The following is a 24,122-nucleotide window of genomic DNA, read 5'->3' as shown; positions in this document are numbered from 1 at the left end:
GGTCCGTGATGAACGTACTCGTTATTGGCAACGGCGGCCGCGAGCATGCCCTGGCCTGGAAACTGGCCCAGTCCCCGCGCGTGCAGCGCGTGCTGGTCGCCCCCGGCAATGCCGGCACCGCGCGCACGGACAAGTGCGAGAACCACGCGGTGGACGTCACCGACATCGACGGCCTGCTGGCCCTGGCCGAGCGCGAAGACATCGCCTTTACCGTGGTCGGCCCGGAGGCGCCCCTGGTTGCCGGGGTGGTAGACGCCTTCCGCTCCGCCGGACGGCGCTGCTTCGGTCCCTCGGCAAAGGCCGCGCAGCTCGAGGGCTCCAAGAGCTTCGCCAAGGACTTCATGCAACGCCACGGCATCCCCACCGCCGCCTACGGCAGCTTCGAGGACGAGGCGGCCGCGCTGGATTTCATCAAGTCCCACGGGGCCCCGATCGTGGTCAAGGCCGACGGCCTGGCCGCCGGCAAGGGCGTGATCCTGGCGCAGACCGAGGACGAGGCCAGCGCCGCGGTACGCGACATGCTGGCCGGCAACGCCTTTGGCGAGGCGGGCCATCGTGTGGTGATCGAGGAGTTCCTGCGCGGCGAGGAGGCGAGCTTCATCTGTATGGTGGACGGCGAGCATGTACTGCCGCTGGCCTCCTCGCAGGACCACAAGGCGCGCGACGACGGCGACCAGGGCCCGAACACCGGCGGCATGGGCGCCTACTCCCCGGCCCCGGTGGTCACGGACGAACTGCACGCGCGCATCCTGCGCGAGGTCATCGAACCGACCGTGCGCGGCATGGCCGAAGACGGCGAACGCTATACCGGCTTCCTGTATGCCGGCGTGATGATCGACGCCGAGGGCAACCCGAAGGTGCTGGAGTTCAACTGCCGTTTCGGTGACCCGGAGACCCAGCCGATCCTGAGTCGCCTGGAGTCGGACCTAACCGATCTGGTCGAGGCCGCGCTGGACGGGCGCCTGGACCAGATCGAAGCACACTGGGATGCCCGCGTCGCCCTCGGCGTGGTACTGGCCGCCGGAGGATACCCGAGCGCCTACCGCAAGGGCGACGCGATCACCGGGCTCGAAGCGGTGGAGAATGACCCCGAGGCCTACGTATTTCATGCCGGGACCGCAACGCGCGAAGATGGCGCGGTCGTGACCGCCGGGGGCCGCGTGCTTTGCGTCGTGGGCCTTGGAAGGGACGTGAGATCCGCCCAAAAAAAGGCCTACGAGGCCGTGCACCGGATCCACTTCGAGGATATATACTGCCGGACAGATATCGGCTATCGCGCCGTCGCCCGCGAGGGGTAACCCAAGGCGGCGGCCCACACCCCAGGGAAACACTGATTAATGTACACGCTCGCGTTGGTACCCCAGGTTTTCCGAGGCCAGGCGCGTCGTGCAGCGGGTAGGGGTTCTACCCGCAAGCGGCGCAACGCAGGATCGGGGAACCTGGGGTGCCAACCCCGAAGGGGCCCGGCCGCCCGTTGTTATCAGAAACGGGCGCGCGCACGGCGTTGCGGCTCCCTTGTGCAGAATGACTGCACGGCAGTCACCGCGCCTTGTTCGCACGCAAAAGCGACTCGAGCGCGAGCGTGTACATTGATCCGTGTTTCCCTAGTTCTGGAGACCATCTGATGGCCGCCCCCGAAGTAACGCACCTGCCTCACCTCCCCAATGACGTGGAGGGCCTGCGGCAATCGATTCGCGATGCCATCGTCCGCGTGGTGGGTGAAGACCCGCGCAAAGCCACCCACCGCGACTGGCTCGAGGCCCTGGCCTTCGCCATCCGCGAGCGCATGGTGGAACGCCGCCTGCTGACCCGCCGCCAGTTCGCCGAAGAAGACGTCAAGCGCGTCTACTACCTGTCGATGGAGTACCTGATCGGGCGCATGCTCGAGGCGAATCTGCGCAATATGGGCATCCTCGACGAGGCGCGCCAGGCAATGAGTGACCTCGGCGTGGATCTCGACCAGATCGTGGATCTCGAGGACGACGCGGCCCTGGGCAACGGCGGCCTCGGTCGACTCGCGGCCTGCATCCTGGAGTCACTGGCCACCCAGGGCTATCCCGGCTATGGCTATGGCATCCGCTACGAGTACGGCATGTTCCGCCAGGAGTTCGAGCCCCACCGCCAGGTCGAACACCCGGACAACTGGCTGCGTTACGGCAACCCCTGGGAGTTCCCGCGCTCGGATCGCAAGTACTCGATCCACTTCTACGGCTACGTGGTCGAGCACCATCATCCGAACGGCGAGACCCGTTACACCTGGGAAGATGGCGAGGAAGTCCTGGCCATGGCCTACGACTATCCGACCGCGGGCTACGGGCGGCGCAACGTGAACAACCTGCGCCTGTGGGCCGCCAAGGCGACCCGCGACTTCGACCTGCGCTACTTCAACGAAGGGGATTACATCCGGGCGGTCGCGGACAAGAACGAGTCCGAGACCATCTCCATGGTGCTGTACCCGAACGACGCCACCGCGATCGGCAAGGAACTGCGCCTGAAGCAGGAGTACTTCTTTGTTTCTGCCTCGCTACAGGACGCCCTCGAACGCCACCTGGGGCTGGGCTACCCGCTGGATGCCCTGCCGGACAAGGCGGCGATCCAGCTGAACGACACCCACCCCGCGATCGCCGTGGCCGAACTGATGCGGCTGCTGGTCGACCACCACGAAGTGCCCTGGGATCGCGCCTGGGATCTGACCCGGCGGACCTTTGCCTATACCAACCACACCCTAATGCCCGAGGCGCTGGAAACCTGGTCGGTCCCGCTGATGCAGCACGTGCTGCCGCGCCACATGGGCATCATCTACCAGATCAACCACGAGTTCCTGGAAGAGGTCCGGCATCGCTACCCGGGGGACAACGACCGCCTGGCGCGCCTGTCGATCATCGACGAGGAAGGCGAGCGCCGGGTCCGCATGGCGCACCTGGCGGTGGTCGGCTCGCACCACATCAATGGCGTCGCCGCACTGCATACGCGCCTGCTGCAGGAGACCCTGTTCGAGGAGTTCTTTGAGCTCTGGCCGGAACGCTTCGTCAACGTAACCAACGGCGTGACGCCACGGCTGTGGATGATCCAGTCCAACCCGGCCCTGACCGAGCTCCTGGGCCGACGTATCGGCAACGACTGGCAATACGACCTGGAGCGCCTGCGCGCACTGGAACCCTACGCCACCGATCCGGAATTGCAGCGCGAATTCATGGCGGTGAAGCGCGCCAACAAGGCCCGGCTCGCGGACCTTGTGCGCGAACGCACCGGCGTGGAGCTGAACCCGGACGTGCTGTTTGACGTTCAGGTGAAGCGCATCCACGAGTACAAGCGCCAGCTGCTGAAGCTGCTGCACGTAGTGGACCTCTACCGTCGCATCCGCGCCGGCGAAGACATCCCGCCGCGCGTGGTGCTGTTCGGCGGCAAGGCCGCACCGGGCTACGCCCGCGCCAAGGCGATCATCCAGGTGATCAACGAGGTGGCCGACATCGTGAACCACGACCCGGCCGTTGGCGATCGCCTGAAGTGCGTGTTCTTCCCGAACTACGAGGTCAGCTCCGCCAGCATCATCATCCCGGCCGCGGACATCTCCGAGCAGATCTCCACCGCCGGCTTCGAGGCCTCCGGCACCGGCAACATGAAACTGGCGCTGAACGGGGCCCTGACCATCGGCACGCTGGATGGCGCCAACATCGAGATCCGCGATGCGGTTGGCGACGAGAACGTCTTCATCTTCGGGATGACCGCCGAAGAAGTGGTCGAGCACCGCGCCCGTGGCGAACAACCATCCGCCATCCTGAAGCGCACACCCGACCTGGCAGCCGCGGTGGACATGATCGAGTCGGGGTTCTTTACCTGCAACGACGCGGATACCCACCGCGAACTGGGGCGCTACCTGCGCGAAGACGATCCGTTCTTCGTACTGGCCGACTACTCGGCCTACGCGGAGGCCTGTGATCGGGCCGATGCCCTGTACGCGGACCCGGCCGCCTGGGCCGAGGCGGCGATCCACAATGTCGCTCGCATGGGCTTTTTCTCCATCGACCGCACGGTGCGCGACTACGCCAACCAGATCTGGGACGTCACCCCGGAGCCGGTTGCCCCCTCCAAGACCAACGGGGCCGCTTGACGGGTCAGTGTGCCGAGGGCTCGGGGGCGATCGCGCTGTAGATCGCGGAGTAGTCGGCGTTCGCCAGCCCGCGATCCTGCGCCTGCTCCAGTAGCTCCGCCAGCAGTGGGAGCCACGGGCCGATCAGTTGCGCGTCCTCTGCGGCGCGCTCGGCCAGGCGCACGTCCTTCAGCAGGTGCTTGACCGGGAAGTTCGCCGTACCGAAGTCACCGGAGAGCATCTTGTCGAGCTTCTTGTCGAAGGTCGGCGCATACAGCGCCGACTCGCGCAGGATATCCATGAAGGTATCAACGTTCGCCCCTTCACGGCGGACCAGCCCCAGGCTCAGGGAAAAGGCGGCGGTCAGACTGGCGATCAGCTGGTTGAATGCGAGCTTCAGGGCCGCGCCCTGCCCCACCGGACCGACATGCCGCGGGTTCTCGCCCAGCGCCGCGAGGACCGGACGCGCGCGATCGAAATCCGCCTCCGTATCGGCGCCGGCCATGACCAGCAAGCGGCCCTCGCGCGCTTCCGGGATCGACCCCAGTACTGGCGCCTCGACATAACAGGCCGCAGAGCGGCGCAGGTGCTCGGCCAGCTGGCGGCTCTCGGCCGGCAGGATCGTCGCCATCTGGATCACGCAACGCCCGTTCAGCGCGCCTTCCGGCAACGCCCTCAGCACCGCCTGGATCGCGGCGGCATCCGAGAGCATCAGCACCAGGGTATCGGCTCCGGCGACGGCCGCCGCCGGCTCGGTGTGTACCGTTACCCCCTCGCTGGCCAGGTCGCTGGCACGCTCCGGGGTGCGGTTGTAGGCCTCGACGGAAAAACCGGCGCGCAAAAGACGCAGGCCCATGGGTTGCCCCATGAGCCCGCAGCCCAGCAGCGCCACGCGGGACGCAGCCATAGTGACCTCCTACTTGATCTTGTCGTCCAGGTCCTCCGTATACCCCAGCAGGGTATGCGGCGGTGGCGCCTCTTTCTGGTACTTGGTGGGCGTCACGGCCTCGGTGGAATGCAGGCTCTTCCACAGCCCGACCACCATCACGAGCATCACCACCGAGAACGGCAGGCCGACGCTGATCGCCGCTGCCTGCAGGGCGGCAAGCCCCCCCGCCAGCAACAGGATCGACGCCACGATCCCCTCAAGGATCGCCCAGTAGACCCGCTGGGTCACGGTCGGGTTGCGCACATCACCCGAGGCCAGGGTGTCGATTACCAGCGAGCCGGAGTCCGAGGAGGTGACGAAGAAGGTCACGATCAGCACCGTGGCCGCGGCCATGGCCAGCACCGCCAGCCAGTCCCACAGCGGCATCGCCTCGATCGTCGCGAACAACGCGGTGGACACGCTCTCCTCGACCGCGCCGGAGATATTGGCCACGCCACCCACCTCGTAGCCCATCGCGGTACCGCCGAACACCGAAAGCCAGACGAAGGCGGCGGCCGTCGGCGCCAGCAGCACGCCGGCCACGAATTCACGGATCGTGCGCCCGCGCGAGACACGGGCGATGAACATGCCGACATACGGGGCCCAGGAGATCCACCAGCCCCAATAGAAGATGGTCCAGGCGGTGGCCCAGCCAGTCTCGTCGATGGTATCGGCCCACAGACTCATCTCGGGCAGGTGCTGCACGTAAACACCGGTCGACTCCACCAGCAAGCGCAGGATGAACAGTGTCGGCCCCATGATCAGCAACAGCGCGAGCAGGATCACCGCCAGCCCGATATTGAAATTGGAAAGCCGTTTGATGCCGCGATCTACCCCGAGGGCGACCGAGCCCACTGCGATCAGAGTAATGATCGCGACCAGGATGATCTGCATGGCCGTGGATTCCTCGATCCCGAACACGTAGTTCAGACCCGAGTTGATCTGCATGACCCCGAGGCCCAGCGAGGTGGCCACCCCGAACATGGTCCCGAACAGGGCCACGATGTCGATCAGGTGCCCCCAGGGGCCATAGATGCGGTCCCCGATGAACGGATAAAGCGAGGAGCGAATCAGCAGGGGCAGGTTATGCCGGTAGGCATAGTAGGCCAGCGACAGCCCAACGACGATGTAGATCGCCCAGGCATGCAGCCCCCAGTGGAAGAAGGTGTAACGCATCGCTTCGGCCGCGGCCGCGCTGGTCTCGCCATCGGCATGCGGCGGATCCAGGTAGTGGTACATCGGCTCGGCAATGCTCCAGAACAGCAGCCCGATCCCCATGCCTGCGGAGAAGAGCATCGCGAACCACGCGGCGTAGCTGAAACGCGGCGCCTCGAACTGGTCTCCGAGCCGTATGCCCCCGTAGCGCGAGAACATCAGGTACACGGAAAAGACCAGGAAGACCGTCACGACCAGCACGTAGTACCAGCCGAGATACTCGGAGATACCGGTCTGCAGCTTCTCGAAGATGCGCTCCGCCGTGTCCGGGAAGATCGCCCCGAACAGGACGAATGCCGCGATCACGGCACTGGAGATCCAGAACACCGGGCTGCAAATGATGCCGAAGCCGGCGATCCGGGTCTGGTTCAGCCCCGGGCTTGAAGACGGTTCTTCCATGCTTGGCTCCCCTATTCTTGTGTTGCGTTCAAACGCCGCACCGGCGTGTTGGTGCACATCTCGGGACCTTGCATCCCGAGCCTTCCCGTGCGCCTGACGTTCGGGGACGCGCTCAGCCGGCGAAACAGGGCCGGCGGACGACGTTCCTACCGTAGCCAATGCCCCGGCAAACTGCAAAACACTTCACGGGTCGTCCTCGCCGCCGCTGCGTGTGAGCAGGAGGCCGCGCGCCTGCCCGCACACGCGTTCGCGCTCGATCGCCCACCCCCCCTCCTCCACGAAGCCCGGGTCGACCTCCGACTCCAGTTCCGCGTAGACGCGTGCACCGGGGCTCAACCAGCCCTGGGCGGCCAGCGCGGCGAGCGTCGGGGCCACCCGGCCCTGACCAAAAGGAGGGTCGAGAAACACGACATCGAAGGGGCCGCCCTCCGGGGGCTGGCCCAGCAAACGGGCCACATCATCGCACCGGATATGCACCTGGGTGGCCCCCAGGCGTTCACGGTTGGCCTCGAGCTGGGCCGCCGCCCGCGCGTCGCGCTCGACCAGCCAGACTTGGCGCGCGCCCCGCGAGGCGGCCTCGAACCCCAGGGCACCCGTGCCGGCGTACAGGTCCAGCACTCGCGCCCCCGGCAGCTGCGGCTGCAGCCAGTTGAACAGGGTCTCGCGCTGGGCATCCGCGGTCGGACGCAGCCCCCCGACGGACGGCACCGGCAACCACTGGCGGCGCCAGGCACCCCCAATGATGCGGATACGCGCGCTGCGCCCTGGCGGGCCGCGCCTAGTCTTCCTGGCCACCGACAATGACCGTGACCAGGGCCTCAGGGTTGAGACGGTCGGCCAGCTGGTTGTTCATAGTCTCCAGCTCCACCGCTTGCATGCGCTCGACATAGCGCTCCAGATAGTCATCGGAGAGTCCGTAGAAACCGATCATGCCGAGCAGGCTGACGATGTCGCTGTTGGAGGCCAGCGACAAGGGGAACGAGTTGATCACGTTCTCGCGCGAGGCCTCCATCTCTTCAGGGTCCACCCCCTCGGCGTGCCAGCGCAGGACCTGCTCGCGCAGGACCTCCACGGCCTCGTCCGTCTGGTCCACGCCCGTCTGCATATTGATCACGAACGGGCCTTCGACCGCCATCGGCTGGAAGCGGCTGTGCACCGAGTAGGCCAGCCCGCGGGCGCTGCGCACCTCCTGGAACAGGCGCGAGGTAAATCCGCCCCCGCCCAGGGCATGATTGGCCAGCGTCAGAGCGAAGTGCGCCTCGTCGCCGCGGCGCAGGGCCGGGGCCCCCATGAAGATGTGCGCCTGCTCCGACGGGAACGCGATGCGCTCCTCCACCGGCTCCTCGCGCATTGGCACCGGCGGCAACGGGTCAACTGCATCGCCACGGGGCAGCGCGGCCGAGATCCGGGCGGCCAGCTCCTCGGCCTGCTCGCGGCTTACCCCGCCGGTGATCGCCAGCGAGCCGTTCCCCGCCGCGTAGTGACGCTCGAAGAAGGCCCGGGCATCATCGCGCGTCATCGCCTCCAGCGTATCGACCTCGCCGCCCGGCCAGCTGCCATAGGGGTGGTCTTCATACATCAGTTCGTAGAATCGCCGGCTGGCCACCACGGCCGGTTCCTGGCGCTCGCGCTGCAGGGACTGCAGGGCCTGTCGGCGACTGCGCTCGAAATCGCCCTCGGGGAAGGCAGGGGCGGACAGCACGTCGGCCAGGGTGCCGACCGACGTCTCCATCCAGTCCGGCTCGGTCAGGGTGCGCAGGCTGACGATCGCCATATCCCGCAGGGAGCTGGTACCGAAGCGGGCGCCGACCGACTCGAAGCGTTCGGCCAGTTCGGAGGCATCCATGTCCTCGGTGCCGTGGCGCAGACCACGGGAGGTCATCATCGCCAGCCCGGGTAGATCACCGTCGCGCGCCGCGCCACCATCGAAGGTCAGGCGCAGATCCACCATCGGCAGGTCCGGCGCCTCGACATACAGGACGCGCAGACCCTCGTCGGTTTCCCAGCGATCAATCTCCACCGCCTGCACCGGCATCACCAGCAGGGTCAGCGGGACCAGGGCCAGCGCCGCCAACCGGGAACGACGCGAGAGTTTCTTGAGTGCGTGCAGCATTAGTGATCCCCCTCCGGATAGCCGCCATCGAGATCCGGGGCGCCGTAAGGCCCGGGTGCCGGGGCCTCTTCGTCATCCATCGGCTGCGGGTCGAGGATCCCGACCGTGCGCCGCTCGGGCACCAGGTACTCGCGCACCACGCGCTGGACATCCTCGGCCGTCACCTCGCGTACCCGCTCCAGGAAACGATCGTTCTCCCGCCAGCCAACGCCAACGGTCTCGAGCATGCCCAGCTGGAAGGCCTGGGCACGCACGGAATCGCGTTCAAAGACCTCCGAGGCGATCACCCGCGCCTGCACGCGTTCCAGCTCTCGGTCATCCACGGGTTCCTCGGCCAGGCGATCGATCTCGTCCAGCAGGGCCTGCTCCAGGGTCTCGACATCCGTGTCCGAGGTCGGCACGGCGGCGACCATGAACAGATCGTCCAGCCTCGCGAACGGGCTGTAGCGCGCCGAGGTGGCGCTCGCCAGCTCCTGCCCCCGGACCAGCTCGCGCGCGAAGCGCGAGGCCTCGCCCGAATCCAGGATCCCGGCGGCCACCAGCAGGGCGTAGGCGTCCTCGTGCGAGTCCAGTGTATTCAGCACCGGGGTCTTCCAGCCCATCATCAGAAACGGGACCTGGGCCGGGGCCTGCACCGTAATCCGGCGTTCCCCGGCCTGCGGGGTCTCCCGGCGCGGCTTGGCCTCGGGCACATTGCCGCTGGGGATGGCACCGAAGTGCTTCTCGGCAGCCGCGATGACCTCGTCGGCATCGACATCGCCGACGACGACGACCACTACGTTGCTGGGGTGGTAGTAGCGGTCATACCAGTCCTGCAGATCTTCCAGGGTGTAGGCCTCGATGTCGGTCATCCAGCCGATCACGGGCTGGCCGTACGGGTGGTTGAAGAAGGCCGTCGCCATCAACTGCTCGCGCAGCAGAGAATTCGGCTGATCCTCCACACGCAGGCGCCGCTCCTCCTGCACGACCCGCAGCTCCGGACGGAACTCGTCTTCCTGCAGCTTCAGGTGCCGCATGCGCTCGGCCTCCATGGCCATCACGGTCTCCCAGTGGTCGGAGCCGATCACCTGGTGGTAGCCGGTATAGTCGCGCCCGGTAAAGGCGTTCTCGCGCCCGCCCAGGCGCGCAACGATCCGCGAGAACTCGCCCGGCTCGTACTTCTCCGAACCGCGGAACATCATGTGTTCCAGCATGTGCGAGATACCGGTGATGCCGCTGTGTTCATCGGCGGAGCCGACGCGATACCAGACCATGTTGGCCACCACCGGTGCGCGCCGGTCCTCCAGGACCAGCACGGTCAGACCGTTGTCGAGCGTGGCCTCCACCACATCCGATTCGATCTCCAGTTCCCCGGCCACGACACTGGCACTGATCAGCCAGACGGCCATCCATCCAACGAGACTTCCGAGCACTGCTCTACGCATTGCAATACGATCCCCGTGCTAGCATGAACACTTTCTACTGGACCACCTGAAACATGTTCGGTTTCCGCAAGAAGAAATCCGAAGAATCCGCCACGCCCAGCCCGGATACCACGCCGGAGGCCCCGCCGGAAACCGCGGCGGCGCCCGAGCCGGAACCCGACGCGCAACCGGCCCGTGGCGGCTGGTTCCAGCGCCTGCGCCAGGGCCTGGCCAAGACCGGCCAGGCCCTCGGCGGCGACCTCAAGAGCCTGTTCCGGCGCAAGATCGACGACGAGCTGTTCGAGGAACTGGAAGAGCGCCTGCTCCTGGCCGATGTCGGCCTGGATGCGACCCAGCGGATCATGGATCGTATCACCCGCGAGGTAAAACGGCGCGAGCTGGACAACGCCGACGCGCTGATGGACGCGCTCGAGACCGCGATGGTGGAGATCCTGGAACCGGTCTCGCGGCCGCTGGATATCCCGCAGGCCGAGCGGCCGTTTTCGATCCTGGTGGTCGGCATCAACGGTGCTGGCAAGACCACCACGATCGGCAAACTGGCGCATCGCTTCAAGGACGAGGGCCGCTCGGTGCTGCTGGCCGCAGGCGACACCTTCCGCGCGGCCGCGGTGGAACAGCTGCAGACCTGGGGGGAACGCAATGGCGTCCCGGTAATCGCCCAGGGGACCGGGGCCGACTCGGCCTCCGTGGTCTACGACGGCCTCCAGGCCGCCCAAGCGCGCAAGACCGATATCCTGATCGCCGATACCGCCGGACGCCTGCACACCCAGACCAACCTGATGGACGAAGTGCGCAAGGTGAAGCGCGTGATGGGCCGGCTGGACGAAAGCGCCCCGGACGAGGTGCTGCTGGTGGTCGACGGCGGCACCGGCCAGAACGCGCTGAGCCAGGCACGGCAGTTCCACGAGGCCCTGGGGCTGACCGGGATCGTGGTCACCAAGCTGGACGGTACCGCCAAGGGCGGCGTTCTGTTCGCGCTGGCCGAGCAACTGGGGGTACCGGTGCGCTTTATCGGCGTGGGCGAGAAGGCCGAAGACCTGCAGCGCTTTGATGCCCGCGCGTTCGTCCGGGCACTGCTGGGTCGCGAGGAAAACTAGCCGGCATGATCCAGTTGCAGCGCGTAACCAAGCGCTTTGGCAGCGCGGCCGATGCGCTGTCCAATGTCAGCCTGCGCGTGGATGCCGGCGCGATGGCCTTTGTCACCGGCCCGTCCGGGGCCGGCAAGAGTACGCTGCTGCGCCTGATCGCCGGTCTGGAACGCCCGACCCGCGGCCGCATCCGCGTGAACGGGCACGAACTGGACCGCCTGTCGGCTCGGGCCATCCCGCGCTTTCGCCGCAGCATCGGCCTGGTCTTCCAGGACCATCGCCTGCTGTTCGACCGCCCCGTGTTCGACAACGTCGCCCTGCCGCTGGAGATCCTGGCCTACCGTCGCCCGGAGATGCGCAAGCGGGTGCGCGCGGCGCTGGACAAGGTCGGGTTGCTGCACAAGGAGACGGTCAACCCGCGCACCCTGTCCGCAGGGGAGCAGCAACGCGTCGGCATCGCCCGGGCCATCGTGCACCGGCCGGTACTGCTGCTTGCGGACGAGCCGACCGGCAACCTGGACCCGGCCCTTTCGGAGGAGATCCTCGCGCTGTTCGACGACTTCAACCGCGTCGGCATGACCGCCCTGATCGCGAGCCATGACCAGGAACTGATCGGCCGCATGGGCAAACCGGTGCTGCACCTGGAAAATGGCCGCATCGAGGCTCGCGGCGGGGCGAGCGCATGAGACCCGGGCGCCGCCTGATTGATGCCCTACCGGCCTGGCTGGACAGCCACCGCGATGCCGCCCGGCGCAGTCTTGGCCGGCGACTGCAGGCCCCGGTCCTGAGCCTGATCACCATCGCGGTACTGGGCTTCATCCTCGCGCTCCCTGCCTATCTCTGGGTCCTGCTGGACAACGCGCGCGCCCTGTCGGCGCATGTCGACCACGACCCGCGCATCGCGCTCTATCTCGATCATGTCGACGAAGAGACGGCCGGGCGGCTCGAGGATGCGCTGGACGATGACGAACGTGTCGCTCGCTGGGAGCGCATCGACGCCGACACCGCACTGGGTGCCTACCGCGACAGCCTGCCGGACCCGGAACTGCTCGACTGGCTGGAGGACAACCCGTTACCGGACGTGATTGACGTCGTTCCCGCCAGCACCCAGCCGGATACGGTGGCGGCGTTGCGTGACGACCTGCGGGCGTTGGCGCCCGAGGCCGGGGTAGTCGCCGACGACGAGTGGGTGCGCCAACTCAACAGCCTGCACGAGCTGGGCCTGCGCATCCTGTCCGTGGTTGCCGCGCTGCTGGGGCTCGGCGCCGTACTGATCCTGGCGCTCGCCACCGCCTCGGAACTGCGCGAGCGCCAGGAAGAAATCGCGATCTCGCGCATCAGTGGCGCCACCCACCGGTTTCTGCGCCGCCCGTCGCTCTACGGGGGTGTGCTGACCGGGTTCGGTGGGGGTGTCTTCAGCGTTATCCTGCTGCTGGTGGGGGTCGCGCTGAGTCGCGAACCGCTGACCGAGGCGGCTGCCGCATTCGACCTGGAGTTCACCCTGCGCCTGCCGCATGCCGGGGATCTGCTGGGCCTGATCGTGGCGGGCCTGATACTGGGCTGGCTGGGCGCCCGACTGGGCAGCGGCCACGCGCTGCGCGACGCGCCTTGAGCGCATGCGAAACAACAATAACTCCCGGAACTTTCAGCGGGTTTAGCACTCTACTGACACGAGTGCTAATCTCTATCTTTATTCTCAGGAGGCATCCATCACGATGAGCAGCAAGGCCCTGGCAACCGTGCATGCAGACCTGCCCGTTCCCGTCGGGAACCTGGACCATTACATGCAGGCGGTCAGCCGGATCGAGGTTCTGGACCCGGAACACGAGCGCGAACTCGCCCGGTCGCTGCAAGAACGCAGCGACCTGGATGCGGCGCGCCAGCTGATCCTGCACAACCTGCGCTTCGTCGTGCATGTGGCCCGCGGCTACCAGGGCTACGGCCTGCCCCTGGGCGACCTGATCCAGGAAGGTAATGTCGGCCTGATGAAGGCCGTGCGGCGCTTCGACCCGAACCAGGGGGTGCGCCTGGTCTCGTTCGCGGTGCACTGGATCCGCGCCGAGATCCACGAGTTCATCCTGCGCAACTGGCGCATTGTGAAGGTGGCGACGACCAAGGCGCAGCGCAAGCTGTTCTTCAACCTGCGCAGCGCCAAGCAGCGCCTCGGCTGGATGTCGAACGACGAGGTCTCGGCGGTCGCCAGGGACCTCGGGGTATCCGAGAATGACGTCTGGGAGATGGAACGGCGCCTGTCCAGTCAGGACGCGAGCTTTGATCCCGCGCCCGATAGCGACGACGAGCACAGCTACCTGGCCCCGGCCCAGCGGCTGAGCCTCGAGGACATGAGCGACGACCCGGCGCAGGTGGCCGAGGACGAGGACTGGGACCGCCATTACCAGGAGCGGCTGGCAAGCACTCTGGGCGAGCTGGACGAACGCTCCCGCGACATCCTGGCGCGCCGCTACATGAGCGAGCCCAAAGCGACGTTGCATGAACTGGCGGCCGAGTATGGCGTCTCCGCCGAGCGCATCCGACAGATCGAGAACAACGCGATCAAGCGCATCCGCACCGCGTTCGCCGACTGATTCGCTACCTAGGCAACCCCCCAACGAAAAAGGCCCCGACCGCTTATGCGATCGGGGCCTTTTTGATGGCTTCCGGCGCCGCTCACGCGGCGCACGGGAATCCCTGGCTCAGCCGCCGAACAGGATCACCGAGAAGAAGCTGATCCAGGACCAGATGATCAGGGCGGCAGTGAACGTCAACGGGAAGTTCGCAAAGGTAAACCACTCACGCATAGCCAAAGCCCTCAACACACATCGATTTAAGAATGGGTAAAGGTTAAGCGGCAGGAGGCCCCGGCGCAAGTTTCCGGATCAGCGCGGTCGGTCTTCCGGTCGCTGCGTCTCCCTGGAAGTCTGGTCCTTCTCGTCGTCTTCGGTAGTCGGGATCCGCGGATCATCGTCATCCATCAGGATACGGTGCGCCGGACCCTCGAGGTCATCGTACTGACCCGACCGTATCGCCCACAGCAGGACCATCCCCACGACCAGGGCAAACAGCATCGCCAGCGGGATCAACAGGTAAAGAATCGACATGGCGACCAGTCTACTCGTCCTGCGCCGAGCCTCAACCCGGGGGCGAGGCAGACGCCTCGGCAGGCGCACGACTGGCGTGCTCGCGCGGAGCGGCCACACGGTCGCGCCCCGGACGCAGACGCAGGGCATTGCCCACCACCAGCAGGGAACTCATCGACATCCCCAACGCGGCCAGCCAGGGCGTGAGCAGGCCGGCAGCGGCAAACGGCAGGGCGACTGCATTGTAGCCGATGGCCCAGGCAATGTTCTGGCGCACGATTCGCGTCGTGCGGCGGGCCTGATCCAATGCTTCCGGCAACCGATCCAGGCGGTCGGAAGTTAGCACGAGATCGGCCTGGGTCTGCGCCAGACGGGTACCACCACCCATGGCCAGGGAGACATCCGCCCCCGCGAGCACCGGCGCGTCGTTGATTCCCTCCCCGGCCATCAGCACGGTGCGGCCCTCAGCCTGGAGGTCGCGTACATGGCGCAGCTTGTCCTCCGGCGTCAGGCCGCCATGGAACCGGTCGATACCCAGGTGCTCAGCGAAGCGCTGCCCCGCCTCCGGACGGTCGCCGGTCAGGAGTATCACCTCGAGCCCGCGCGCGCGCAGCGTCGCGACCGTCTCGGCCGCCTCGGGTCGTGGCGTGTCGGCGAGCCAGAAGGTCGCAACCGGCTGACCATCCACCACCAGCCAGACCGGCGAGGCGAACGGACTATCCGCCGGGGCCTCGGCGGCCGGAGGGTCCGCTTGCGACAGCATTCCGCGCCCCCCGATCGCCACCTCGCGCCCGTCAATCTGGCCGACCAGTCCACTGCCCGGCTCGTTATGGACGGCCCGGGCAGCCACGCCGGGGGCGGGCACGGCCTCACGGAAGGCCCGCGATAGAGGGTGTTCCGAATGGGCCTCCAGCGCCGCGGCCCACGTGCGCCAGTCCTGCCCTGGTGGCGGCGCCACATGATCCTGCTGTGCCACGAGGCGCGGGCGGCCCTCGGTCAGGGTGCCCGTCTTGTCCAGGCAGACGGTATCGACACGCGCCAGGGCCTCCAGGGTGCGGCCGCGCGTTACCAGGAGCCCCAGGCGTGACAGCGTGCCCGTGGTCGCGGTGAGCGCGACGGGTGTTGCCAGCGCCAATGCGCAGGGACAGGTGGCGACCAGCATCGCCACCATCACCCACAGCGCCCGGCTGGGGTCGATCCAGGCATACCAGACGAGGCCTGCGAGGGCGGTCAGGAGCAGGACCGCCCCGACAAACCAGCCGGTCCCGGTCTCGGCGAGACGGGCGATCCGGGGTTTCTCGCTCTGCGCGCGATCGAGCAGGCGCTGGATCGCGGCCAGCGTGGTCTCGGCGCCGACGCGGCGGACCTCCACGACCAGCGGCCCATCGACATTGACGGTGCCGCCCACGACTGCGTCGCCCGCGGCAACCGGCTCGGGATCCGGTTCGCCAGTCAGCAAGGCACGGTTAATGGTGGAACGCCCTTGGGCGACCACGCCATCGGCCGGGACCGACTCTCCGGGCCGGACGCGTACACGGTCGCCGGGGCTCAGGTCGCCAAGGGCCACGGGCTCCTCCTGGCCGCCGGCATCCAGTCGATGGGCCAGGGCCGGCACCAGTCGATCCAGGCGATCGATGGCCTGGCTCGCATGCTGTCGCGCGATCAACTCGAGGTAGCGACTGGTCAGCAGGAAGAAGACAAACATGACGACCGACTCGAAGTAGACATGCTCGCCGGTCCCGAGCAGGACCGCGTAAAGACTGGCCACGTAGGTCACGATGATCGCCAGGCTCACCGGAACATCCATGCCGAGCCTTCGCTGGCGCAGATCGCGCCATGCGCTCTGGTAGAACGGGATAGCCGAGTAGAAGACCACAGGGGTAGTCAGGGCCGCTGCCACCCAGCGCATGAACTGCATCAGGTCGGCGTGCTGGGCGTCGTCCTCGCCCAGCCAGATGGCCAGGGCCAGCATCATCACCTGCATCATGCCGAGCGCGGCCACCCCGATCCGGCGCAGCGCCACACCGCGTTCGCGGGCGATCGCCTTCTCGCGGGTGCCCGGATCGTACGGGTGGGCGTGGTAACCGATATCGCGGATCGCCTTGAGGATCGCGGACAGGGCGATGCGCTCCGGGTCCCAGACCAGGCGGGCGCGATGGGTCGAGTAGTTGATGCTGAAGGCGATCACGCCCGGCAGGGACTGCACATGGCGCTCGTTCAACCAGACGCAGGCGGCGCAGGTGATCCCCTCGAGGATCAGTGCGGCCTCGAGCCGGGGGCCGCCGCTGGTGGCGGCGTCTGATGCCGGTGTCACGAACGAGCGCTGGACGGCCTCGGTATCGAAGAGTTCGAGCTCCCGCAGCTCGTCGGGGACCAGGGGTTCGCCGGCCTGCCCGGGCGGCGCCGGACGATGGTGATAGTAAGCGCCCAGGCCGCGCTCGATGATCGCGCCGGCGACGGCCTGGCAGCCGGGACAGCAGGTTGACTGCTCGCGTCCCTCGAACAGGACCGGGTAATGCGCACCGCCCGGAATCGGCAGACCACAGTGAAAACAGCCACCACCCGTGTCAGCGGGCGTGGCCGTGGAATCGGGCTCGGGGCGTGATCCGCTCACCGGCGGTCGGCGAGATTAGCTGGACTGGCCGCGAACGCGGGTGCGCGCCTGCTGTTCGACCAGCTGGCCGTCGTGTTCGATATGGAAGCGCAGGTCCCAGCGCCCCGGCGATGGCAGTGACAGCTCGACCTGATAGAGCCCTTCACCGATCGACTGCATCTCGAAGGCCTGGTCGCGGCGTTCGTCGGCGACCCACATGAACAGGCCACTGATATCGGCATCGGAGATCGGACGCCCCTCGGCATCCAGGACTTCCACCTGGAAGGTGGCGCTCTCCCCTTCGACCGGGGTTTCCACCCAGCCCTGGCGCACCTGCCAGCCCAGTTCGCGCTGTTCCTGGAGCCGCGTCATGCGGTGCACGGCGAGGGCCTCGTCGCGCTCCTGGATGCCGCCGACCGTCCCGGGGAAGGCCGAGGTCACGCGCTCGGCCGGCGTCTCGGGCTCGGGCAGCAGGGTGCCGATAAAGCGCTCCGGCATGCCGTTGTGGGCGAGCGTGATCAGGACCGCCTGGACCGACGCGATGATCGTAAAAAAGCCGACAATCACCAGCGGCGCCCAGTGCAGGCTGAACGATCCCTTCTGTCCGTCCTCGGCTTCCGCCTCCTTCTGGGTGAGGATGATGCCCAGCCCGTAGGGTACGATGATGTACAGCGCGAGATGGATCGCGAACACATCCGCGCCCTGCCAGGTGAGGATGGAGGTCGGGATGAACACGAACAGCATGATCGCCACCACCACGGCGGCCGTGTTGTAGGCGCGCAGACGGGTGAACTTGTAGATCAGCGCAAACAGCAGCGCGAGCGCGGCGCTGCCCAGTCCAAGGGAGATGACGAGATTGCTCATGATGTCTTCATCGTGTCGTTCCGGCGCAGCAGGGTATCACTCGGTTGGCGGCGCGCCAGTTTCGCCAGCCGGATTGTCGTATCTTATAAAAGCGCTCAATAAAGCCGTCCTGGCTTTCAGAGCCGCACGCGGCGCTTCACCGTCTTTCGGCCTTTGCACGAGCAAAGGGATTTGCAGCTTGCTTCGGAATCAACCACCTGCGGTGGTCGATTTCCGGCGGCCCGTCCATGTGCCGCAGGGAAACGCCGATAATTCAGCGTTTCCCTGGCCGCGCGGTCAGCGGTGGCTGAAGCGGGCATCGGCCTCGACCGGGTCGATCCGTCCCTCGCGATCGCGGATCACGAAATAGAAGCGGAGCGGCGAATCCGCCCCGGCCTCCACGTCGTGGCGTATGCGGGCCAGTACGGTCAGCCGCTGGCCGGGTTCAAGCCGGATCTGCTCGACCTGGCCCAGGTCGAGCGTCGCGCCCTCGAGCCCATCGATATCGAGCGTGAAATCGAGCTCCTGGTCGGAGACGTTGTTCAGGCGCAATTCGTAGCTGTTCTGCACCCGACCGTCGGACATCTGCACGAATAGCGGCTGTCGCACCTGGTTGACGTTCACATCGACCGGCGGGCGTTCGAGGATACTGAAGACCAACGCACCGACGACCACTAGCACCGCCGCCCCGTATCCAAGCGTCTTGCCCTTCAGCCAGCGGGTCTTGCCGCCTTCGAGCTCACGCTCCGACGAATAGCCGATCAAGCCGCGGGGCCAGCCCTGTTTGTCCATGATGGTGTCGCAGGCATCAATGCACAGGGCACAGTGGATACACGAGACCTGCAGCCCATCGCGGATGTCGATCCCTGTAGGACACACCTGGACGCAGTACCCGCAATCGATGCAGTCACCGACCCCGGCCGCCTGTCGCTCCTCTCGGGTCTTCAGGCCCGCTTTCACCTTCGCGCGACCCGCTGAGCCCTCGCCGCGGTTCTGGTCATAGGAAACGATCAGGGTATCGCGATCGAACATCACGCTCTGGAATCGGGCGTACGGACAGATGAAGGTACAGACCTGTTCGCGCGCCAGCCCGGCAAAGGTATAGGTGGTGGCAGTCAGCAAGCCCGCAGTCACGTACGCGGCGAACCGGGCATCACCGCTGAAGAAGTCGCGTGCCAGAGTCGGGGCATCAGCCCAGTACAGGACGAAGCCGAGCCCCGTGGCAAAGGCGACGAGGAGCCAGGAGAGGTGCGTCGCGCCCAGTTTCCAGAGCTTCTCGACATTCCAGGGCTGCTTGGACAGGCGGAGACGGGCGGGCCGCTCGCCCTGGATCTTGCGCTCCAGGTACATGAACACGTCGGTCCAAAGCGTCTGGAAGCAGAAATAGCCACAGAAGACCCGACCCAGCACGCCGGTGACGAAGAACAGCAATAGCGCCGCGACGACCAGGAAGCCCGCCAGCCAGAAGATGTCCTGGGCGTAGACGACCAGATCAAACAGGAAGAACTGTCGGTTGGGGATATCGAACAGCACCGCCTGGCTCGGACCGTAGTCTCGGTCCCAGCGCAGCCAGGGGAGGCCAAAGAACACCCCGTAGGCCAGGAGAAGGATCCCGGTCTTGAGGTTGCGAAAACGGCCCTTGACCGATCGCGGGTGGATCGGAATGCGAGCCTCGTAGATTGGCTGGCCTTGCGCCATGAATCCTCCCGGGAATGAACCCGGCGTGCGCACACCACCATGTGCGAGGGAGTGTCTCCCCAACGGAAGCAGGGGCCCGGACGGCCGTCAAGAAACCCGTGCGGAACCCCTGTAGTGCGAACCGGGATTCACCCGCTGGTGAACCCCGGGAGCAATGCGTTTACTGACCGCCGCCCAGCGAATGGACGTACGCCGTCAGCATCTTGATCTCGTCGTCCGACAGGCGGTCGGCAAATCCCGGCATCTCGCGCTGGATGCCATCACGGACGAAGTTGGCCACCAGGCGCAGGCGCTCGGAGTCACTCTCCGCACCCTGCACGTCGATAAGGCCCCAGATGTTGTTGGTCAGATTCGGCGCGCCCTGTGACGCCAGGCCCTGGCCATCCTCACCGTGGCACTGGAAGCAGCCGCCTTCCATGCCGGCGAAAATCCGCTCGCCGGCATCGGACATGTCGGAGTCAACGTCGTAATCATTCAGCGACAGGACGTAGGCCGCCACTTCGTTCATCTGATCGCGGGTCAGCGTGTCGCGATACCCCGGCATGTAGCCCAGACGACCTTCACGGATGGTGTGCTCGATCTGCTCGACCGTGCCGCCCCACTTCCAGTGGTCGTTGCGCAGGTTCGGATACTGCCCGATCACACCCGCGCCGCCGACCTGGTGACAGGCCGCACACCAGGTCCCGAAGGAACCCTGGGCGTACGCGTTGACGAAGCTCATGGAGTCGGCATCGGCCAGGATCGTCTCGTAGTCCTGGCTGGCGACCTGCTCCAGCATCTCGCGCTGGCGCACCGCGTACTCGCCGGTCTGCATGTCGCGCGCCAGCAGGGCACGGGTGTTCCAGTGCGTGGTGCGCTCTTCGCCGTTCACCTCGTAGGTGATGGTGGCAAAGCCCTTGGTGAAGCTGTCGCCGATGGGCCAGGCCGGATAGATCAGCCAGTAGACCAGCGCGAACACGACCGTGGCGTAGAAGCCCCACAGCCACCAGCGCGGGAGCGGGTTGTTGTATTCCTGAAGGTCCCCGTCCCAGACGTGCCCGGTGGTCTCGACCTGGTTCTTATCGCGGTTGTCCTGTGTGCTCATTGCTTTTCGCTCTCGGTTTTGTCGCGCCGGGCCGTGGGCTCCAGGTGCGAATCATCTTCTTCCAGAGGAATGTAGCGATACGTCTCGAACTTCTTGGCCCGGCTCGGCTTGGCGAACAGGTAAATCACGATCCCGATGAACGTGCTCATGAACAGCACCAGCGCAAACATCTTGCTGTTGCCGAGATCCGTAATCCATTCCCAGGCTGCTGCCATGTCTCCCAACCTTGGCCGGGCCGAATTCCCTAACGGAATTCGGCGAAGTGGCCGTCGTCGTATTCGCTGAAGTCCACCATGGTGCCGAGCACCTGCAGGTAGGCCACCATGGCATCCATCTCGGAGATGAACGAGGAGTCGCCGTCAAAGTTCTCGGCCTGCGCCTGCTCGATCAGCATCTCTTCGGCGTTGTTGATGTCGAACATCCGGGCGTGTTGTTCGCCGAACTTCTCGACATTGGCCTCGTACTCTTCCTCGGTAATCGAGTACGGCACGCCGACGCGCTTCAGGGCACGCATGCGCGCCGCGACATCGGAGTAGTCCAGCGGCGTGGTCGCCAGCCAAGGATAACCGGGCATGATCGACTCGGGCACCAGCGACTGCGGGTCAATCAGATGCTGGACCTGCCATTCGTTGGAGTACTTGCCACCGACGCGCGCCAGGTCCGGCCCCGTACGCTTGGAGCCCCACTGGAACGGATGGTCGTACTTGGACTCCGCCGCCAGCGAGTAGTGGCCGTAGCGCAGCATCTCGTCACGGAACGGGCGCACCATCTGCGAATGGCAGGTGTAGCAACCCTCGCGGACAAAGATGTCACGCCCGCGTTGCTCCAGCGGGGTGTACGGGCGCACGCCGTCTACTTCTTCGATCGTGTCGTCGATGTAGAACAGCGGGACAATCTCGACCAGGCCGCCCACACTGATCACCGCGAGCGTCAGGATGATCAGCAGGCCGGCATTGGTTTCAACGCTTTCGTGCTTCATGGATCTAGTCTCTCCCTATCAGGCCGTGCGGGCTTCGGCCGCGCGGGCTTCTTCACGCTCGCGAGCTTCGGACTTGATGCCCATGCGGACAGTCATGGCGACGTTCCAGGCCATGATCAGCATGCCGGCGAGGAAGAACCCGCCACCAATGGCACGCACCACATACGGACGATGCAGGAACACCACCGACTCGGTGAAGGTGTAGGCAAGGTTCCCGTACTGGTCGAAGGCACGCAGCATCAGGCCCTGACCGATACCGGCCACCCACATCGCGGTGATGTACAGCACGATCCCGATGGTCGCCAGGAAGAAGTGCACGTACACAAGCTTGAGGCTGTACAGGTTGACGCCCCACAGACGCGGGATCAGGTGGTACAGCGAACCGAAGGTGATCATCGCCACCCAGCCCAGCGCACCGGAGTGCACGTGGCCGACGGTCCAGTCGGTGTAGTGCGACAACGCGTTCACGCTCTTCAGCGACATCATCGGACCTTCGAAGGTCGACATGCCGTAGAACGACAGCGCGGTGATCAGGAACAGCATGATCGGGTCGGTGCGCAGCTTATCCCAGGCCCCCGACAGGGTCATGATGCCGTTGATCATGCCACCCCAGGAGGGCAGCAGCAGCAGGATGGAGAAGGTCGCCGCCAGGGTGGAGACCCAGTCCGGCAGGGCGGTCCAGTGCAGGTGGTGCGCGCCCACCCACATGTACAGGAACACCAGCGCCCAGAAGTGGATGATCGACAGCTTGTACGAGTAGATCGGTCGACCGGCCTGCTTGGGCACGAAGTAGTACATCATCCCGAGGAAGGCCGCGGTCAGGAAGAAGCCCACCGCGTTATGGCCGTACCACCACTGACGCATCGCATCCTGCACGCCGGAGAACAGCGGGTAGGAGTGCGAGTGGAAGATGCCGACCGGCACTTCCAGGTTATTGAAGATGTGCAGCAGGGCTGTCGCCAGGATGAACGACATGAAGAACCAGTTCGCCACATAGATGTGCGGCTGGGTCCGGCGCAGCAGGGTCTGCAGGTAGATCCAGAAGTAGACCACCCAAACGACCAGGATGATCAGGTCGATCTGCCAGTTGAACTCGGCGTATTCGCGACCCTGGGTGATCCCCATGGTGTAGGTGATCACGCCGAGGATCAGCGCCAGGTTCCACCCGTAGAAGGTGAAGCTCGCCAGCGAATCACCGTACAGCCGTGTCTGACAGGTGCGCTGGACGACATAGTACGACGTCGCAAACAGGGCATTACCACCAAAACCAAAGATGACCGCCGTGGTATGCACCGGACGGAATCGGCCAAAGGTGATCTGGGCGATATCGAAGTTCAGGAACGGGAACGCGAGCTGCGAGGCAATCCAGACCCCGGCCGCCATGCCAAACACGCCCCAGAGGACGGCGGCAATCGCGAAACGCTTGACGATCGCGTAGTTGTACTGCTCGGTTGAAGCGACTGACGTTGCGGGTACGGAACCCGCCGTAGTGGCTGCTTGCGACATGACTTTTTCCACCTTGCTGCGGGGAACACGGATGTCCCGATGGTTTCGGGGGGCGTGAACTTTACCCCATTCCAGACGCACAAAAAACCAATACCGCCTGTAACACTCGGAATTAGCCCCAAGTCAGGCGGAACTTTCAGCGCCAGAGAGAATACATCTTTATGGCCTTGCTCCGCGAGGGGCCAATCGCCCCGGATTGATCTGGATCAAGAGACCGGCCGAACGGGAATCACCCGGCCTTGCGGCTTCGAGGGCGGCGGAGCCTCCGGCACCCAGGCATGGCCGTACACAATCTCCCAGGTCGCCGGCAGTCGACCCTCGACCGCAAACGCCCGCGCATAGGCCTCGGCCACGGCCTGCAGCCGACGCGGACCCAGCAGCCCGCGCCCACGCCCAGCCAGCGCATTGCGCACCCCCACCCCACGCAGATCACGCAATAGAGTCTCGAAATCGCCATAGGTGAGCGTCAGGCTCTCCTGATCCATCACCGGGTCCGCGAACCCCGCACGCACCAGGGCATCACCGATGTCGTGCATATCGACAAAGGCATTCACGTGTTGCGCGTCCCCGCCGTCGACCTCGGCAAAGGCCGCGCGCAGCTCACGCAGGGTATCCGGGCCGAAGGTGGAAAAGGTCCACAGCGCCCCCGGGGCCAGCACACGCCGCACCTCGGCAAAGGTCTGATCGAGGCTGGCACACCACTGCAACGCCGCACTGGAGATCGCCAGATCGTAGTGCGCCTCCGGCAGGGGCAGTGCCTCGATGTCCGCACACACGGCCAGCGGCCGTCGCCACCAGCGGCCCCGGCGCTGCGCCGCCGCGACCATACCCGGGGCAAAATCAACACCGGTCAGCTCGGCCTTGCGGTAGCGCCGCGCCAGGAGATCCAGCGCCTCCCCGGTGCCGCAGCCCAGATCCAGCACGCGGACCGGTTGGAGCTTGACCAGATCGAGTCGCTCGAGCAGCCGCCCCTGGACCTCGCGCTGCAGCACCGCATGGGCCTCGTAGCCCGCGGCCGCCCGCCCGAAGGCCTCGCGTACGCGCGCCTTGTCCAGTGCGTATTCATCTGCCCCCGTCATGGATCG

General features: G+C 66.0%; 20 protein-coding genes. 6 read left to right on the top strand and 14 right to left on the bottom strand.

Features of this window, described 5'->3' with window-relative positions:
- Window positions 1-8 precede the first annotated feature (8 nt).
- Both purD and F466_RS0103070 read left to right on the top strand, forming a co-directional pair.
- Window positions 9-1,298 carry a phosphoribosylamine--glycine ligase gene (gene purD / locus F466_RS0103075; RefSeq protein WP_018993423.1) on the top strand — a complete coding sequence of 430 codons (1,290 nt, stop codon included), beginning with the start codon at window positions 9-11 and terminating at the stop codon, window positions 1,296-1,298.
- Window positions 1,299-1,624: 326 nt separating this feature from the next.
- The gene (locus tag F466_RS0103070) at window positions 1,625-4,111 is read left to right on the top strand and encodes a glycogen/starch/alpha-glucan phosphorylase (protein ID WP_018649169.1); all 2,487 of its coding nucleotides are present in this window, start codon (window positions 1,625-1,627) and stop codon (window positions 4,109-4,111) included.
- Between the two features lie 4 nt (window positions 4,112-4,115).
- Here F466_RS0103070 and F466_RS0103065 read toward each other — a convergent pair whose 3' ends face one another.
- The 5 genes from F466_RS0103065 to F466_RS0103045 all read right to left on the bottom strand — a co-directional run bounded on the left by F466_RS0103065 (window position 4,116) and on the right by F466_RS0103045 (window position 10,133).
- A complete protein-coding gene (locus F466_RS0103065) occupies window positions 4,116-4,997 on the bottom strand; it encodes an NAD(P)-dependent oxidoreductase (protein WP_018993422.1) in 882 nt (293 codons plus the stop codon).
- A gap of 9 nt (window positions 4,998-5,006) precedes the next feature.
- Entirely contained in the window at window positions 5,007-6,632 is a 1,626-nt protein-coding gene (locus F466_RS0103060; RefSeq protein WP_018138232.1) for a BCCT family transporter, read from the bottom strand.
- 183 nt (window positions 6,633-6,815) lie between these two features.
- On the bottom strand, window positions 6,816-7,382 hold the full coding sequence (gene rsmD, locus F466_RS0103055) for a 16S rRNA (guanine(966)-N(2))-methyltransferase RsmD (protein WP_255349442.1): 567 nt from the start codon (window positions 7,380-7,382) through the stop codon (window positions 6,816-6,818).
- A gap of 28 nt (window positions 7,383-7,410) precedes the next feature.
- Entirely contained in the window at window positions 7,411-8,745 is a 1,335-nt protein-coding gene (locus F466_RS0103050) for a pitrilysin family protein (RefSeq protein WP_018993420.1), read from the bottom strand.
- Entirely contained in the window at window positions 8,745-10,133 is a 1,389-nt protein-coding gene (locus F466_RS0103045; protein ID WP_018993419.1) for a pitrilysin family protein, read from the bottom strand. Before F466_RS0103045 ends, F466_RS0103050 begins: the two co-directional genes overlap by 1 nt.
- Window positions 10,134-10,222: 89 nt before the next feature.
- Between F466_RS0103045 and ftsY the strand changes: the two genes are divergently transcribed.
- The 4 genes from ftsY to rpoH all read left to right on the top strand — a co-directional run bounded on the left by ftsY (window position 10,223) and on the right by rpoH (window position 13,842).
- Window positions 10,223-11,266, top strand: coding sequence for a signal recognition particle-docking protein FtsY (gene ftsY, locus F466_RS0103040; protein ID WP_018993418.1), 1,044 nt, complete (start codon window positions 10,223-10,225; stop codon window positions 11,264-11,266).
- A 5-nt stretch (window positions 11,267-11,271) separates the two neighbouring features.
- Window positions 11,272-11,943: a cell division ATP-binding protein FtsE gene (ftsE, locus tag F466_RS0103035; RefSeq protein ID WP_018138227.1), complete on the top strand. Its 672-nt coding sequence runs from the start codon at window positions 11,272-11,274 to the stop codon at window positions 11,941-11,943.
- Window positions 11,940-12,869, top strand: coding sequence for an ABC transporter permease (locus tag F466_RS0103030; protein ID WP_018993417.1), 930 nt, complete (start codon window positions 11,940-11,942; stop codon window positions 12,867-12,869). The genes ftsE and F466_RS0103030 overlap by 4 nt, the downstream gene beginning before the upstream one ends.
- 103 nt (window positions 12,870-12,972) lie before the next feature.
- Window positions 12,973-13,842, top strand: coding sequence for an RNA polymerase sigma factor RpoH (gene rpoH / locus F466_RS0103025; RefSeq protein WP_018993416.1), 870 nt, complete (start codon window positions 12,973-12,975; stop codon window positions 13,840-13,842).
- A gap of 291 nt (window positions 13,843-14,133) precedes the next feature.
- Here the strand turns inward: rpoH and ccoS are convergent, their stop codons facing one another.
- From ccoS to bioC, 9 genes are all read right to left on the bottom strand, one after another.
- A complete protein-coding gene (gene ccoS, locus F466_RS0103015; protein WP_018138224.1) occupies window positions 14,134-14,355 on the bottom strand; it encodes a cbb3-type cytochrome oxidase assembly protein CcoS in 222 nt (73 codons plus the stop codon).
- A gap of 31 nt (window positions 14,356-14,386) precedes the next feature.
- Entirely contained in the window at window positions 14,387-16,948 is a 2,562-nt protein-coding gene (locus F466_RS0103010; protein ID WP_018993415.1) for a heavy metal translocating P-type ATPase, read from the bottom strand.
- A gap of 15 nt (window positions 16,949-16,963) precedes the next feature.
- Window positions 16,964-17,791: a FixH family protein gene (locus F466_RS0103005; RefSeq protein ID WP_018138222.1), complete on the bottom strand. Its 828-nt coding sequence runs from the start codon at window positions 17,789-17,791 to the stop codon at window positions 16,964-16,966.
- Between the two features lie 276 nt (window positions 17,792-18,067).
- Window positions 18,068-19,468, bottom strand: a complete 1,401-nt coding sequence (gene ccoG / locus F466_RS0103000; protein WP_018993414.1) for a cytochrome c oxidase accessory protein CcoG — start codon at window positions 19,466-19,468, stop codon at window positions 18,068-18,070.
- Window positions 19,469-19,628: 160 nt separating this feature from the next.
- Entirely contained in the window at window positions 19,629-20,552 is a 924-nt protein-coding gene (ccoP, locus tag F466_RS0102995) for a cytochrome-c oxidase, cbb3-type subunit III (RefSeq protein WP_018138220.1), read from the bottom strand.
- Window positions 20,549-20,767, bottom strand: a complete 219-nt coding sequence (locus F466_RS0102990) for a cbb3-type cytochrome c oxidase subunit 3 (protein ID WP_018138219.1) — start codon at window positions 20,765-20,767, stop codon at window positions 20,549-20,551. Before F466_RS0102990 ends, ccoP begins: the two co-directional genes overlap by 4 nt.
- A 29-nt stretch (window positions 20,768-20,796) precedes the next feature.
- Window positions 20,797-21,531: a cytochrome-c oxidase, cbb3-type subunit II gene (ccoO, locus tag F466_RS0102985; protein ID WP_018138218.1), complete on the bottom strand. Its 735-nt coding sequence runs from the start codon at window positions 21,529-21,531 to the stop codon at window positions 20,797-20,799.
- Window positions 21,532-21,549: 18 nt separating this feature from the next.
- Window positions 21,550-23,037, bottom strand: a complete 1,488-nt coding sequence (gene ccoN / locus F466_RS0102980) for a cytochrome-c oxidase, cbb3-type subunit I (protein WP_018138217.1) — start codon at window positions 23,035-23,037, stop codon at window positions 21,550-21,552.
- 206 nt (window positions 23,038-23,243) lie between these two features.
- On the bottom strand, window positions 23,244-24,116 hold the full coding sequence (gene bioC / locus F466_RS0102975) for a malonyl-ACP O-methyltransferase BioC (RefSeq protein WP_018993413.1): 873 nt from the start codon (window positions 24,114-24,116) through the stop codon (window positions 23,244-23,246).
- Between the last annotated feature and the right edge of the window lie 6 nt (window positions 24,117-24,122).

Source organism: Thioalkalivibrio sp. ALgr1, assembly GCF_000378285.1.
Taxonomy (GTDB): Bacteria; Pseudomonadota; Gammaproteobacteria; order Ectothiorhodospirales; family Ectothiorhodospiraceae; genus Thioalkalivibrio.
Note: the sequence above shows the minus strand (reverse complement) of the source record. Positions and strands in the feature narration are given on the sequence as shown.